General features: G+C 43.1%; 14 protein-coding genes. 2 read left to right on the plus strand and 12 right to left on the minus strand.

Going from position 1 to position 15,756, the window contains the following annotated elements; genetic code table 11:
* Positions 1-11: 11 nt before the first annotated feature.
* The 5 genes from ACQKIC_RS07020 to ACQKIC_RS07040 all read right to left on the minus strand — a co-directional run bounded on the left by ACQKIC_RS07020 (position 12) and on the right by ACQKIC_RS07040 (position 8,281).
* On the minus strand, positions 12-2,210 hold the full coding sequence (locus ACQKIC_RS07020; protein WP_402869817.1) for a RelA/SpoT family protein: 2,199 nt from the start codon (positions 2,208-2,210) through the stop codon (positions 12-14).
* Positions 2,211-2,527: 317 nt separating this feature from the next.
* Positions 2,528-3,040: an adenine phosphoribosyltransferase gene (locus ACQKIC_RS07025; protein ID WP_402869819.1), complete on the minus strand. Its 513-nt coding sequence runs from the start codon at positions 3,038-3,040 to the stop codon at positions 2,528-2,530.
* Positions 3,031-5,406 (minus strand): single-stranded-DNA-specific exonuclease RecJ, encoded by a 2,376-nt coding sequence (recJ, locus tag ACQKIC_RS07030; protein WP_402986421.1) that lies wholly within the window; start codon positions 5,404-5,406, stop codon positions 3,031-3,033. Before recJ ends, ACQKIC_RS07025 begins: the two co-directional genes overlap by 10 nt.
* Positions 5,407-5,527: 121 nt before the next feature.
* Positions 5,528-7,780 carry a protein translocase subunit SecDF gene (gene secDF / locus ACQKIC_RS07035; protein WP_402958227.1) on the minus strand — a complete coding sequence of 751 codons (2,253 nt, stop codon included), beginning with the start codon at positions 7,778-7,780 and terminating at the stop codon, positions 5,528-5,530.
* Between the two features lie 195 nt (positions 7,781-7,975).
* Positions 7,976-8,281, minus strand: coding sequence for a post-transcriptional regulator (locus tag ACQKIC_RS07040; RefSeq protein ID WP_402869825.1), 306 nt, complete (start codon positions 8,279-8,281; stop codon positions 7,976-7,978).
* A gap of 166 nt (positions 8,282-8,447) precedes the next feature.
* On the opposite strand from ACQKIC_RS07040, the gene spoVB reads away from it, so the two are divergent.
* Positions 8,448-10,010, plus strand: coding sequence for a stage V sporulation protein B (gene spoVB / locus ACQKIC_RS07045; RefSeq protein WP_402986423.1), 1,563 nt, complete (start codon positions 8,448-8,450; stop codon positions 10,008-10,010).
* Between the two features lie 20 nt (positions 10,011-10,030).
* Here spoVB and ACQKIC_RS07050 read toward each other — a convergent pair whose 3' ends face one another.
* Positions 10,031-10,690, minus strand: coding sequence for a DUF421 domain-containing protein (locus ACQKIC_RS07050; protein WP_402958222.1), 660 nt, complete (start codon positions 10,688-10,690; stop codon positions 10,031-10,033).
* 189 nt (positions 10,691-10,879) lie between these two features.
* On the opposite strand from ACQKIC_RS07050, the gene ACQKIC_RS07055 reads away from it, so the two are divergent.
* Entirely contained in the window at positions 10,880-11,251 is a 372-nt protein-coding gene (locus ACQKIC_RS07055; protein ID WP_402869831.1) for a TIGR04086 family membrane protein, read from the plus strand.
* 43 nt (positions 11,252-11,294) lie between these two features.
* Here the strand turns inward: ACQKIC_RS07055 and yajC are convergent, their stop codons facing one another.
* From yajC to ruvA, 6 genes are read right to left on the minus strand one after another with little or no spacing between them, the layout of a single operon-like run.
* Complete coding sequence (gene yajC / locus ACQKIC_RS07060; RefSeq protein ID WP_402869833.1) at positions 11,295-11,579, minus strand: preprotein translocase subunit YajC; 285 nt, start codon at positions 11,577-11,579, stop codon at positions 11,295-11,297.
* Positions 11,580-11,618: 39 nt separating this feature from the next.
* Positions 11,619-12,758, minus strand: coding sequence for a tRNA guanosine(34) transglycosylase Tgt (tgt, locus tag ACQKIC_RS07065; RefSeq protein ID WP_402986425.1), 1,140 nt, complete (start codon positions 12,756-12,758; stop codon positions 11,619-11,621).
* A 37-nt stretch (positions 12,759-12,795) separates the two neighbouring features.
* Positions 12,796-13,824, minus strand: coding sequence for a tRNA preQ1(34) S-adenosylmethionine ribosyltransferase-isomerase QueA (gene queA, locus ACQKIC_RS07070; protein WP_402958220.1), 1,029 nt, complete (start codon positions 13,822-13,824; stop codon positions 12,796-12,798).
* 39 nt (positions 13,825-13,863) lie between these two features.
* A complete protein-coding gene (locus ACQKIC_RS07075; protein WP_402958217.1) occupies positions 13,864-14,067 on the minus strand; it encodes a DUF2905 domain-containing protein in 204 nt (67 codons plus the stop codon).
* A complete protein-coding gene (ruvB, locus tag ACQKIC_RS07080; RefSeq protein ID WP_402869841.1) occupies positions 14,064-15,065 on the minus strand; it encodes a Holliday junction branch migration DNA helicase RuvB in 1,002 nt (333 codons plus the stop codon). The genes ACQKIC_RS07075 and ruvB overlap by 4 nt, the downstream gene beginning before the upstream one ends.
* An 11-nt stretch (positions 15,066-15,076) precedes the next feature.
* A complete protein-coding gene (ruvA, locus tag ACQKIC_RS07085; RefSeq protein WP_402958215.1) occupies positions 15,077-15,691 on the minus strand; it encodes a Holliday junction branch migration protein RuvA in 615 nt (204 codons plus the stop codon).
* Positions 15,692-15,756: the final 65 nt, after the last annotated feature.

Here is a 15,756-nt window from a genome sequence, read left to right on the forward strand (position 1 = left end):
GATAAAACTCCTTAGTTCATAATCCTTCTTACGGAATAGACATCTGGTATTTGTTTTATACGGACGACGACCTTTTGTAAATGGGCAATGTTATGAATGTAAATGGACATATTGATGGTGGCCACTTTATTACGGTCTGACTTACCTGAAACGGCTGAAATATTTGTCTTAGTTTCATTGACCGCTTGCAGGACTTCATTCAATAAGCCTCGTCGATCATATCCGCTGATTTCAATCTCAACAATGTATTCCTTGCGATCGTTTATGCTGCTTTCCCACTCAACAGGGACCAGACGGTGATCCGATTCGCCACTTTCCAAGTTAGGGCAGTCTCGTCTATGAACGGAGACTCCACGTCCTTTGGTAATATAGCCGACAATTTCATCGCCTGGGACCGGATTGCAACATCTTGATAAACGTATGAGCAGATTATCAATGCCTGGTACACGAACCCCAGAGTCACGTTTTTTCGATGAGCTAGGGAAGGTTTTGAGATCTGAAACCGCTTCTGTGATGTCCGCTTCTTGCTCGACCATTTTCTGCTTACGCCATTTTTCAGTAAGGCGATTGGCTACTTGAAGGGCTGTAATCCCGTTGTAGCCGACTGCTGCATACATGTCCTCTTCATTAAGGAAATTGAATTTATCCGACACGCGCTTAATGTTTTCGGGAGTCAGGATTTCCTTCAGGTCAAATTCCATTTCCTTGATTTCTTTTTCAACCAGCTCTTTGCCTTTTTCAATGTTTTCTTCGCGGCGCTGCTTTTTGAAGAATTGGCGGATTTTATTTTTCGCCTGGGACGTTTGGGTAAGTTTTAGCCAGTCCTGACTAGGTCCATATGAATGCTTCGAAGTCAGGATTTCAATGATGTCACCTGTTTTCAGCTTATAATCCAGCGGTACCATTTTCCCGTTCACTTTGGCACCTATCGTTTTATTACCGATTTCGGAATGGATACGGTAAGCAAAGTCAATTGGATTAGATCCTGAAGGAAGCTCAATTACATCGCCTTTAGGTGTGAAAATGAACACCATATCGGAGAAAAGATCGATTTTCAGGGACTCCATGAATTCTTCGGCATTTGTAGCGTCATCTTGGAATTCTAGGATTTCCCGGAACCATGTCAATTTTTCCTCTAGGGACGGCTGTTCACCGACATCCTTGCCTTCTTTGTAAGCCCAGTGAGCGGCTACCCCGAACTCGGCAATGCGATGCATTTCCGATGTACGGATCTGCACTTCAAGCGGATCGCCTTTTGGTCCGATTACCGTCGTATGCAACGATTGATACATATTCGGCTTTGGCATTGCAATATAATCCTTGAATCGGCCAGGCATCGGTTTCCAACATGTATGGATGATCCCCAGGACTGCATAGCAATCCTTGATACTGTTAACCACGATTCGTACCGCTAATAAATCATAAATTTCACTGAATTGCTTGTTTTGGAGAGCCATTTTCCGATAGATGCTGTAAATATGTTTCGGTCTGCCGGAAAGGTCGGCATTTATATGGACTTCCGTAACATTCTTACGCACTTCTTCAATAACTTCTTCTAAATACTCTTCGCGCTCCGCACGCTTTTTCTTCATGAGATTGACGATGCGGTAATACTGTTGCGGATTCAAATACCTTAGTGCGGTATCTTCCAGCTCCCATTTAATCGTGCTAATTCCTAGACGGTGTGCAAGCGGTGCAAAGATTTCCAGGGTCTCATTCGAAATCCTTCTCTGCTTTTCCTGTGGAAGATGCTTCAACGTCCGCATGTTGTGCAATCTATCGGCTAGCTTGATTAAAATGACCCGAATATCTTGAGCCATTGCAACAAACATTTTCCGATGATTTTCCGCTTGTTGTTCTTGCTGTGATTTATATTTGATCTTCCCTAATTTGGTTACGCCATCGACGAGCATGGCTACTTCAGGACTGAAATTTTCTTCGATATCCTTTAGCGTGATCTCCGTGTCTTCAACAACATCATGTAAAAAACCTGCGGCAATAGTTGCAGGATCCATTTCTAGGTCCACCAGTATACCAGCGACTTGAATCGGATGAATAATATACGGCTCCCCCGATTTACGGAATTGTTCTCGGTGAGCATGCTCTGCATATTTAAACGCTCTATGAATAAATTCAGCTTCTTCCGGCTGAAGATATAAGCTGGCCCGTTCTACAACCTGCTCGGCAGTCAATATTTGATCATTAGCCATTTAATCACCTTAACCCCACTTTAACTGCCACCGGATACTTTTCCGTCCGGATTGAGTATGATTGGTAACACTTTCCTTCTTTCAACAAAAACCTACATTATTTGCTAAAAAAATAAATCCGCCTAAACGGATACATGTGCAAATTGATTTAGTAGAAGAAAAACTCTTTATTATTACTATTATCGAAAAAAAATGCAAGGATGTAAAGGGTTAAACGTGTATTTTCTTTAGAATGCTTCTTTTTTTCATTGGAAATTCGACAAAATCACTGAAAATGATAAAAAAAAGAAGGCACTCTGGTCAGAGCGCCCTTGTTTTTAGAATGTCATTAATGTTAAAACATCATAACCTTCTAATTTATCTTTTCCATCTAGGTCTGTTAATTCAATCAGGAATGCAATTCCCGCTACAATTCCACCAAGTTCTTCTACTAATTTAATCGTCGCTTCGATTGTACCGCCAGTAGCAAGTAAATCGTCGGTGATTAGAATGCGTTGGCCCGGTTTAATAGCATCTTTATGGATTGTCAATACATCCGTTCCATATTCTAAACCATATTCGACTTTGATTGTTTCCCGTGGAAGCTTACCTTCTTTTCGTACTGGTGCAAATCCCACTTCCAAAGAGTATGCGACTGGGCAGCCGATAATGAATCCGCGCGCTTCAGGTCCAACAACTAAATCAATCTTCTTATCGCGGGCGTACTCCACGATTTGATCTGTTGCGTATTTATAAGCGGCACCATTATCCATTAATGTTGTAATATCTTTGAAGATAACACCCGGTTTCGGCCAGTCTTGCACAATCGTTACAAATTGCTTTAAATCCATTGCTTTGTTTCCTCCTCAAGGTCTATTGCCTCATGAATCAATATATGATTGAACCAATCGAATAATTGCTGATAGGAAGAATAAACTAGCTCTTGCTCGAGCTCAAATTGTTCTTTCTTTCTTATAAACGAAACAGATTCACTGAAATCGCGTTTTTTCGGGTTGGTCGTGAGCATAATTAATCCATTGTCTATTGTAACAAAATCAAGCTCAAAAAACACCTTAGAAATAAAATCCACTGTATCTCTTGACCAGCCGCGGTATTTGGCAAGGTCATCGCCATACCTTTTTATATCGAGCGGGCCCTTTTTGGAAAGAAATGCATAAAACCATTTGAAGTGGTCACGCGTCGGTAGCGTACTCAAAAAATGATCCTGCACATGAGAAAAATGAGCATAGATTCGTGCTGGTTTTTTATTTTCAACCACCTGTTTCAACAGGTTTCTCAGCGGTGGCATGTCCATGAATACGACATGGCCTTCATGACATTCCAGTTCCAAGGCATCCTTTTCGTCCTCTATATGGACAAGGTCAGGATGTTGTTGTAGAAATGGATAGGCTTTAAGGGTTTCCTCAGAGAAGATAACGATCTTCCGGTTATGTGCCGGAATGTCCGCCAGCCATTTATCAGCTTGTCCCTTGCCTCGATAGTCGAAAAGTTGCCAATGATTGACTTCTATATCTTGCACAAAGATTTGCGGCTTTTTGATGTTATTCCATTCATTGATGGAAAGTTCACCGATAACGGAAACCTTTGCGTGTGGGGCAATCTCTTCCATATAATGTCCAAGGCCGAACCCTACCCCATCCAGTTTATGATTCTCGCTATCCTCAAGCTGAACCTTCAAGTGGTTGTGGTTCGTGCCAATTTTGCGGACGCTCGCAAGCTGAACGGAATCTATTAAAATCTTCGGCTTAGGGTTCGTCACACCGAAGGGAGCAAGCAAACTCATTTCCTGGATCGTTTGAATGGAGGCTTCAGCCAATGTCGTCGCCCCATCCAGATTGGTAATCGGTGTGAAGTCCTCTTCGTTAAGTTGTTCGTTCGCAATCTTATTCATACGGTCCCGAAGCTCTTGAACGTCTTCGATTTTCAATGTCATCCCTGCAGCCATAGGATGGCCACCGAAATGAGGCAATAGTTCCCGACAGGTTGAAAGGCTTGCGAAAAGGTCGAAGCCGGAAATGCTCCGGGCCGATCCCTTTGCAAGTCCTTTTTCCTGGTCAAAACTTAATACGATGGTTGGTCGGTAAAAACGTTCAACGAGCTTAGAGGCTACAATCCCGACAACCCCCGCATTCCACCCTTCCCTTCCAATGATAAGGACACCATTGGTCTCAGGCGGATAGTTTTCCTCCACTTCCCGAATGGCTTCTTCAGCCATCGATGCAACCATCGTTTGCCGCTCTTTGTTAATATCGTTGATTTCCACAGCAAGCTCGGTCGCTTCTTCCAAATTATCCGACATCAGTAAATCGACGGCCGGATCGGCATCTCCAAGGCGGCCAACGGCATTGATTCGAGGCGCCATCCCAAATCCGATTGATTCTTCACTCAATGCCTCCTGCTGGATATTCGCCACTTTCATCAAGGCTACGAGCCCTGGTCGTTTGGTCAACCGCAGCTTTTCGATTCCTTTCGCAGCAATCAGACGGTTCTCCCCTTGTAAAGGGACCAAATCGGCAATGGTACCGATTGCCGCGATTTCCAGCAGATCCTCGGGCATTTCGCCAAGTAAAGCATGGGCCAGTTTGAACGCAACCCCCACTCCTGCAAGGTCTTTAAAAGGATAGGCGCTATCTTCAAGCTTTGGATGGATGATGGCCAGTGCTTCAGGCAGGATAGGACCTGGTTCATGGTGGTCGGTCAAAATATAATCCATGCCTAGCTCAGCTGCCAGCTTCGCTTCTTCCACAGCAGAGATTCCCGTATCGACGGTTATTAACACCTTAACGCCTTGATCTGCAGCCAGGCGGAAAGCCATTGGATTCGGTCCATATCCTTCCGTAAACCTGTTGGGAATGTAAAAATCGACATCAGCACCTAATTTAGTCAATGTCGTCATCATGACCGTCGTGGACGTTACACCATCCGCATCATAGTCCCCGAAAATCCTGATTTTCTCTTTATTTTGTATCGCTTCTCTTATTCTATATACCGCTTTATCCATATCTTTCATTAAAAACGGATCATGGAAAGTTTGATTTTTTACAAATAGAAATGAACGGGCACTTTCAATGGTATCTAGGCCCCTATTCACTAGTAATGTCGCAACCAAAGGTGTGATATGAAGCTCTTCGGCTAGTATAGCTACTTTATTTTCATCGACGGATTTTACGTTCCATCGAGTTTTTGGCTTTAACATGCATTCACCCCTTAACCTACTTATTATACAAAATCACAAGTTTGGTTTCAATTTTATATTATAGACTTTCTTGTTCAGAAAAAAAAGAAGGCCGGCAATTATGCCAGCCCCCTCTTAGTTATTAAACTTGACCTTCCATACTCTGTTTCTTTTCTTTTGCTGTATTCAATGGTCCTTTTTTCTTCAATTCTTTGATTTTTAAATCGAGCCAGAATTGAGAAGCAATCAATAGGGACGAGTAAACGCCACATAATAAACCGATAAATAAAGCAATCGAGAAGTTTCGAATAGCTTCACTTCCGAATATCGCTAACGCCACAACTGTCACAAGAACGGTCAAGACCGTATTGATCGATCTCGTCAACGTTTGTCTTATACTGATATTGGCAATATTCTCAAGCTCTTCGACCGTTTTGACCTTACGGCTAAATCGTAAGTTCTCACGGATACGGTCAAAAGTAACGATTGTATCATTGATGGAATAACCCACAATCGTCAAGACTGCTGCGATGAATGTGATATCCACTTCAAGGCGAAGCAAGCTGAATATCGTGATGATGAAGAATGCATCATGTATTAGGGCTACAACAGCCGGTAAAGCCATCCGCCATTCAAAGCGTACGGATACATAAAGGATGATGCCAAGTGATGCGATCAATAAAGCAATCATCGCATTTTTAGCAAGTTCTTTTCCGACTGTAGGAGAAACGGTGCTGACATTAGGTTCGGCACCATAATCCTTATTGAAGTGGTCCTTCAATTCAGCGATTTCCTGTTTATCAAGGACACCGACCGTACGAACGACAGCATTTTTATCATCTGTACCGGCAAGCCTGATATCCTTCGCTTCAATATCGAACTTGTCCATCTCCGTCTTAATCTGTTCAGTCGTAAGTGCCTCTTTCGAAGCGATTTCAATACGGGTACCACTGGTAAAGTCAATGCCCAGATTCAATCTGAATACGAACAAGAAAATGATCCCGATGAGCGTAACACCGATTGAAATGCTATAAAAGACTTTCCGATGTTTTACGAAGTCGATTTTATCAAAGCGAGTTGGCAATGACATTAAATCGATTTTCTCGGATAGATTGTGAATGTATTTTTTCTTCACGCCAAACCAAGATTTCCGTTTGTCCAGGAACCCACTTTTCACCCATAAGCTCATGAAAAGACGCGTACCATATACGGCGGTGACAAAACTCATTAAGATGGAAATGATCAACGTTGTGGCAAATCCTTTAACCGAGCTTGTCCCATAGAAGAATAGTACGGCTGCGGCCAACAATGTCGTCAAGTTAGCATCCATGATTGTGCCAAGTGAATTTTTCGTACCTTCTGTGTATGCTGCCTTCACAGATCGTCCAAGTTTTAACTCATCCCTGATTCGCTCATAGGTGATGATATTGGCATCGACTGCCATCCCAACACCGAGTACAAGAGCCGCTATACCAGGTAACGTAAGAACCGCATTCATCCAATCAAAGACTAATAGCGTTAAAAAAATGTAAATGCTCAATGTGACGATCGCAATGAAGCCTGGGAAGCGATAATACACAAGCATGAAGATAAAAATAAGTGCAATTCCGATGATGCCGGCAAAAATAGTATCATTCAAAGCCCCTTCACCAAATTGGGCCCCAACGGAAGTGGAGTACACTTCTTTTAAGTCAACGGGCAGGGCACCTGCGTTCAATAACCCAGCAAGCTCTTTTGCCTCTTCTACTGTAAATTGACCCGTTATGAATACTTTATTTGTACTGAAGACTTCACTGACAGCTGGTGCTGAAATCATATTGTCCTGTGAATCTACTTTTTTAATGGAATCTTTTCCTTCTTCAAAATCCAACCAGATAGCCAGTACATTCGTCGGGCTCTCCATGGAAGAAATCTTTTCAGTGATCTCTTTAAACTTGTTTGCATCTTTCAATGTGACTTCAACGACAGGTTTATTATCTTGGAACGTTTGCTTTGCGCCGCCTTCTTTCAGGTCAGCCCCTGTCATCATTTCCTTATCATTGTAGTCACGGAAGGATAGTTTTGCCTGAGTCGAAAGAATTTCCCTGGCATTATTTTGATCTTGGATACCCGCTAGCTGAACACGGATCCGATCATTTCCTTCAATTTGAATGATAGGTTCGTTGACCCCCAATACATTGACACGCCGATCGAGCGCGCTCGCTGTACTGCTCAAAACATCCTGGGTGATTTTTTCACCGGCAAGCGGTTTTACTTCATATAACACTTCAAAACCGCCTTGAAGATCAAGACCAAGCTTGATGTTCCCAAGGATTCCTTTTGAAGTCGTTCCCATCGCTGCGGCAATCAAAAGAACAATTAGAAAAAACGCAACGATTCTGCTTCTTTTTACCATTATGTAGTAGGCCCCTTTCTTTATTACGCCTGTTCTTGGAGTATAAATAACTGTTTATTTTTTCATGAATGATCTTGTTTGCTCTTTAGTTTGAGAAAAAAGGCACAGTTCTTTATGCTTTTTTCCAAAAAAAAGCATAACCATATCTATTATGATTCATTTACAAACGGCTGTCAATTTAAGTATATATCTCTTTTATTCTTTCAAAAGCTCTTTTAACTCTTCTTCAGAAAGGGGGGCGAATAGATTGGGTGATTTAAAAGCTTGGACCATTTGGAACGACATGAACTGATTGCTTGAAAACGTAACGATGTCAGCGACCAATTCGTGAAGATGGACGCTTTCCTGCGGTCGTTTCCATTTCATGTCTGTCAATGTACTCCAAAGGTCCTCCTCGGTAACAGCTTCTAATCCAATCATTTCGAACTCCTCGCATTTGCTTTTCAGGAATGGTCGTACCTTTAAATAATACCGCTGATACGGATGATTTTTTTTCTTCATCACTTTGCCTCCATTAAAATGATTCTCAATTGGATGCGTACATTTCTTAGAAGAGACTCAATCATTTGAGAGAACACAAACACTTTTGTCATGCTTTGTCCAAGTACAAGCATATAGATAATTGTATAGTATAACCGCTTTTTTGAGAAGGCAGGGAGGGAGTTCAATGTCTAAATTTTTGAAAGGGACGCTGATTTTATTAATAGCAAGCCTGATTACAAAGGTTCTTGGATTCATCAACCGCATCGTCATCGCCCGTTTCATCGGCGAAGAAGGCGTTGGTTTATATATGATGGCACTGCCGACATTATTTCTTGTTATCAATATGACTCAATTGGGTCTGCCGATTGCCATATCCAAATATGTAGCCGAAGCGAACGCCAGGGGCGATGAACGGAAAATCAAGAAAATTCTCGTTGTTTCTTTGGCATGCACATTTGGTTTATCGATGATTTTCACCCCGGCCATGCTCCTGTTGGCACCCGTTCTTTCTGAACACTTGTTCACGGACGGACGAACGGTTTGGCCACTTATGGCGATTGCCCCTATTGTTCCGATCATCGCCATTTCATCTGTCCTGCGCGGATATTTCCAAGGTAAGCAAAATATGAAACCATTTGCGTTCTCACAAGTGATTGAGCAGGTGGCCCGGATTACCTTCATCGCGGTGCTGACAAAAGCCTTTTTACCGTATGGAATTGAATATGCCGCAGCCGGTGCCATGTTTGCCTCAATAATTGGTGAACTCGTTTCTCTTTCATACCTTTTAACAAGCTTTAAATTCAAGAAGCATTTCAGATTCAGAAAGGGTTTCTTTCAAAATGTTAAATCAGGAAAAGGGACGTTTACCGAACTAATGGGAATTGCCCTTCCTTCGACAGGCAGTCGCATGATCGGTTCCATTTCCTGGTTCCTGGAACCAATCGTCGTTGCTCAGAGCTTAGCCCTGGCAGGCGTGACGGCTGCAGCGGCCACAAGTCAATACGGGGAGCTGACTGGATATGCCTTGCCCCTTCTCATGCTTCCCTCCTTTGTCACGGCTTCACTGGCTACAGCCCTCGTTCCTGCTGTTAGTGAAGCACGGACGACAGGAAATTATCTGCTAGTGGAACATAGGCTTCAGCAAGCACTGAAAATTACCTTCATTACCGGCTGTCTAGCCGTCGTCACTCTCTTCATCTTCGCTGAACCAATCTTACAGGTGATGTATGGTTCTTCTCATGCAGCCGTATTCATTAAGTTCCTGGCACCTTTTTTTATCCTTTTCTATTTTCAATATCCACTTCAGTCCATGCTTCAGGCACTTGACCTTGCAAAAGCTGCCATGTTTAACAGTCTGGCAGGAAACATCCTCAAGATCGGCGTAATCTGGATGCTGGCTTCAAAGGAGAATTTCGGCATCATGGGGGCTGCAATCGGAATAGCGGTAGGGACCATGCTCGTTACGTTCCTCCACTTTTCCACCGTTATAAAAGTCGTTCCATTCACGCTCCATTTCCGGAGCTACATCCTTTCTTTGATCATTGCTTTGATTTCTGGCTTTGGGGGTTATTATGTCTACGAATTCCCTCTCGCCTCTCTGCCATTGGGATCGCGCTTATTGCTCTCCGTTTCAGTATTGTTGGTGCTTTTCATCTTTTTCATGTTAGGGACGGGCAGCATAAAGAAGGTGGATTTGATTCGTATTCCTTTCATCGGTGGTTTCTTAGCAAAGTTTGCTTGGAAATAGAAATAACCAAGTTCCCTTGGTTATTTCCTCACTTCTTTTTTATCAATATAGATCTGACCATTGATGAAACCGCAAATCGAGACTTCTTCAAGCTTCAGGTATCCATGCCTTTTCAACTGATGCAGAAGCCAGTATTTGTCTTTTCCTATGTATGCTAGGTTGTTTTCCTGTATCTTTCCGTCGATGATAAGCGGGTATGGTGTTTCGATACTTTTTGACTTCTTCCCTTGGCTATTTTTAATGACAGAGAGCTTGCCCGAAGATTCAAGTATCGCAAATTGCACTTCATTCAAGTCACTGATTCCCTGTTCGCGGAGCTGCGTCAACAAATCATTAAAATTATACCGTTGCCTTCTCATTACTTTCTCATCTATTTTCCCTTGGTTGATGATGATTTGCGGCTGGCCATCCATGAGATAGCGGAACCTTACACTCTTCAATGAAAAGAATGCCAATATGATTTGAACAACTGCAAGGACCAACATCGGGAAAATCGTTCCAAAAAATGGTTCATCATTTCCTTCTAAGGCTAATACAGCAATGTCTCCTATCATGATGGAAACCACCAAATCCAGGATGCTAAGTTCCCCGACCTCTCGTTTTCCCATCAACCTAAAAAGGAGCAAAATGAATAAATAAACAAATAGGGTCCTTATTCCACTGCTTAAATAATCTTCCATACAAAGCACTTCCTTCACCATTATCATGGCTGGGATGACGAATAATTACTCTTTTTATTTTAAAAATTCACGGAAGGTTCCCAAACCTGGTCTAAAGCGGATAAAAGTGGAATATGCTTGTACAAACACATCAACAGGCTAGTCGATTCAGCCTTTTAAAAAGGGGGAATAAACATCGAAACAAAAAAAATGAGCGTCGCCGTACTTTATGGCGTCGGCTCCATCTTTGCCATAGCTGTGATTGCAAGTTTTCTATTTTCGATTCTTCTTCGTTTCACTTCATTGACGGAATCATCCCTGACATACGTAATCATGATCGTGTCCTTTATATCATTATTCATTGGCGGGTTCATTTCAGGGGGCAAAGGTCAGAAACAGGGGTTATTCCTAGGTGGCAGTACAGGATTACTGTATCTCCTTGTCGTGTTCCTTTTTCAATACTTGGGACATGATGCACTGTTTACCTTGAAACAATGGATTTATTACGGATGCTTTGTCATTACCGCTATGATGGGTGGAGTACTTGGAGTGAATATGAGCTCAGAATCACGGACGAATTAATAGAAACAAAAAAACCGGGCACAGGGCCCGGTTTTCGTCTGTCTTATACTTGTGCTTCTCTAGCTGGTGCGCTTTCCGTAATTTCACGGATTGCAGCACGGTCAAACGTTAGTTTTGAACCATCTGTAGATTTAATGACGATTTTTAACTCATCGATAGCATCGATTGTTCCGTGCATTCCACCGATCGTTGCAACCTTGTCGCCTTTTTTCAAGCTCTCTTGCATGTTTCTTGTATTCTTGGCGCGTTTTTGCTGCGGACGGATAAGTAGGAAATAGAACAATACGAACATTAAGATTAACGGAAGTAATTGTGTTAAACCACCCATTTATATTCACTCCTTTCATTTTTTAAAGTATTTATGGAATTAGAAGTTTTTTGCATTTGGCTTATTGAAACCATATTGTTCAAAAAACTCTTCCCTAAAGTCTCCAAGGCGATCTTCTCGGATAGCTTGTCTGACCTGTTCCATCAAGTTTAACAGAAAATGAAGATTGTGATAAGTCGTTAGACGAATACCATACGTTTCTTCGCATTTAATTAAGTGGCGAATGTATGCCCGGCTATAATTTTTACAAACATGGCAATCGCAATTTTCATCGATTGGACCAAAATCACGCGCGTACTTCGCATTTTTTACGACTAATCGGCCAGTACTTGTCATCAATGTACCATTACGAGCGATTCGTGTTGGCAATACACAGTCAAACATATCAACCCCACGGATTGCACCGTCAATCAATGAATCAGGTGATCCAACCCCCATGAGGTAACGAGGCTTATTCGTTGGTAAGAGCGGACTCGTGAACTCTAGCACACGGTTCATGATATCCTTTGGTTCACCCACCGATAATCCACCAATAGCATAACCCGGGAAGTCAAGGGAAACAAGGTCTTTCGCACTTTGTTTACGGAGATGTTCAAACTCCCCACCCTGAACGATACCGAATAATCCTTGATCATTTGGACGTTCATGAGCATTCAAGCAGCGCTCTGCCCAGCGTGATGTCCGTTCGACAGACTTCTTCATGTATTCCTCGGTAGCCGGGAATGGAGGGCACTCATCGAATGCCATCATGATATCTGAGCCTAGTGCATTTTGGATTTCCATTGCCTTTTCAGGAGATAAAAATAGCTTATCACCATTGATATGGTTTCTGAAATGGACGCCCTCTTCCTCAATTTGACGGAATTTGCTTAGGGAGAATACCTGGAAACCGCCGGAATCCGTTAATATTGCACGATCCCAGTTCATGAATTTATGCAGTCCTCCAGCTTCCTTGATGATCTCATGCCCTGGACGTAGCCATAAATGGTACGTATTGCTGAGGATGATGCCTGCCCCCATTTGTTTCAATTCTTCAGGTGACATCGTTTTGACGGTAGCCATCGTCCCAACCGGCATAAATGCTGGAGTTTCGAAAGAACCATGTGGCGTATGAACGCGGCCAAGCCGTGCCCCCGTCTGTTTACATGTTTTGATTAACTCATATCGTATTGCAGTCAACGCAATAACTCCCTTCAAGAGCCTATCACTCTTTATATTACTTGATTAACATTGCATCTCCAAAACTAAAGAACCTGTATTTTTCTTCCACTGCCGTTTCGTAGGCATGCAGAACATGTTCCCTTCCTGCAAGTGCAGAAATAAGCATGATTAACGTTGATTTTGGCAGATGGAAGTTCGTGATCATTGCATCGATTCCCTTGAATTCGAAACCAGGATAGATGAAAATGCTTGTCCAGCCGCTTTCTTCCTTGAAAACCCCGTCATTACGGGATGCAATCGTTTCCAGCGTTCTTGTTGATGTCGTGCCGACTGTGATGATCCTTCCGCCGTTTCCTTTCACTTCATTCAACAACCGTGCTGTGCCTTCGGTCATTTGGTAAAATTCCGAATGCATTTCATGACTGTCGATGTCTTCCACACTTACAGGGCGGAACGTTCCAAGCCCAACGTGTAGCGTGATGAAAGCAATGTGAACCCCCATGTCTTTAAGCTTTTCAAGCAAATGCTCCGTAAAGTGGAGACCAGCCGTAGGTGCTGCTGCCGATCCACGTTCACGTGCATAAACCGTCTGGTAGCGGTCTTGATCGTCAAGTTGTTCTTTAATGTAAGGTGGCAACGGCATTTCGCCAAGTTCGTCCAATATTTCATAGAATATGCCATCATACTGGAATTTCATAATCCGGCCGCCATGATCCAGAATGCCTGTGCAGACTGCACGTAGCTTGCCATCACCAAAAACGATAGTGGATCCTTCTTTAATACGTTTTGCAGGTTTCACCAAGGTCTCCCAAACATCGTCACTCTCTTGTTTTAACAAAAGAACTTCAACTTTCCCGCCTGTTTCCTCTTTACTTCCATAAAGTCTTGCTGGTAAAACCTTCGTATCATTCAATACAAGACAATCACCCGGCTTCACATATTCCGTGATTGAACTGAACACATCATGCTGAATCTCACCGGTTTCCTTGTCCAATACCATCAATCTACTTGCTTCCCTGTTCTTCAAAGGAACTTGGGCAATCAATTCCTCTGGTAAATGAAAATCAAACTCTTCTAATTTCATCTGTTCCACTTCCTAATCTGTGTATCATGTAGTTAGTTATTATTTAAAACGGCTAATTAAATAAAAAATAGCCGACAGCACAATGCTGACGATGATCGAGGTCATGATAGGAAAATAAAAAGTCGTATTTCCCTTCTTGAAAAAGATATCCCCCGGGAGCCTGCCAAGCTGAATGAACTTCATCGCAAATCCAATCACAAAAATAATCACACCTAGAGTCATGATCGTCTTAGGCATATTCATCGCTCAGGCATCTCCATCCCGAAATGCTCGTAAACAAGCGAAGTTGCCATACGACCTCGAGGAGTCCTCTGTAAAAAACCAACCTGCAGTAAATAGGGTTCATACACATCTTCAATCGTATGCGCTTCCTCCCCGATCGTAGCTGCGATCGTCTCCAAGCCCACAGGACCACCACGAAACTTTTCAATGATTCCTTTAAGTAATTTATGGTCAATATGATCCAGTCCTAAACGGTCGACCTGCATTAATTCCAATGCATAATCAGCCAGTTTCGTCGTGATCGTGCCATCCCCGCGAACTTGGGCAAAGTCCCTTACACGGCGTAAAAGCCTATTGGCAATCCTAGGGGTCCCCCGCGACCTTCTCGCAATCTCACCGGCAGCCTGGTCATCCATTTCCGTATCCATGATTTGGGCGGTCCGGAGAACGATGTCGGTCAAGTGATGTTCCGTGTAATATTCCAAGCGGCTCAAGACGCCAAACCGGTCCCTAAGAGGTGCTGATAGTGAACCCGCACGAGTTGTAGCGCCAACAAGGGTGAACGGTGGAAGATCGATTCGGATTGAACGGGCTTCGGGTCCCTTACCGACCACGATATCCAGACAAAAATCCTCCATGGCTGGATAGAGGACTTCCTCCACGACCCGAGGCAAACGATGGATTTCGTCAATAAATAAGACATCCCCTGGTTCAAGGGCACTCAAAATGGCTGCCAAATCTCCCGGTCTTTCAATGGCCGGTCCAGAAGTCGTGCGGATATTGACTCCCATTTCGTTCGCAATGATGACGGCAAGCGTCGTCTTCCCAAGCCCCGGCGGTCCATACAAAAGCACGTGATCAAGCGTTTCTTCGCGCATCCGGGCTGCTTCGATGTACACACTCAAATTCGCCTTCACTTTATCCTGTCCAATGTATTGCTTTAAGTTTTGCGGTCGCAGGCTTTGTTCAAAGGATAGTTCGTTCAAATCGGCTTCCTGATTAAAAACTCTCTCCTCCATTGCGCCACTCCTTATCTTAACATCATTTGCAATGCTTTCTTAATGTATTGCTCGGTCGTCATTTCTTCCACTTGCAGCTTTTTCGCGACCTTCTGTATTTCTTTTTCCGAGTAACCAAGTGCCTTCAGGGCCAGAATCGCTTCGTCCAACTCTTCGGTATACCCATTTTGATTGATTGCCGTCGGAACTCCTTCATTGAATAAGTTCGGGAAAGCATCCGGGATGATATTCTCAAGCTTGCCTTTTAAGTCAAGGATCATTTGGCGCGCTGTCTTCTTTCCGACTCCAGGGAATTTTACAAGGAACGTCTCATCCTCATTTTCGATGGCTTGCACAACCTGATCCACCTGGCCCGACGCCAATATAGCAAGCGCCCCTTTCGGCCCGATTCCCGTCACATTCAATAGTTTCGTGAACAGAGCCTTTTCCTGCCGCGATTGAAATCCGTATAAAGAAATCATGTCCTCACGTACATAATGATATAGAAAAACTTGAGTCTCTTTCTTAAATTGGGCGGAGTAAATAAAAGGATTCGGAGTCAGCACTTGATATCCGATTCCCCCATTATCCACGACTATGTATTCAGGTCCAATATAATCGACCATGCCTTTTATATAATCATACAAATTAATTCTCTCCCTGATTTAGCTGTACCTCTCATTTTATCATAAAAGGAGAGGGAAGTTTATTA

It is taken from the genome of Peribacillus sp. NPDC046944, assembly GCF_050272735.1.
In the GTDB taxonomy this organism is placed as follows: domain Bacteria; phylum Bacillota; class Bacilli; order Bacillales; family DSM-1321; genus Peribacillus.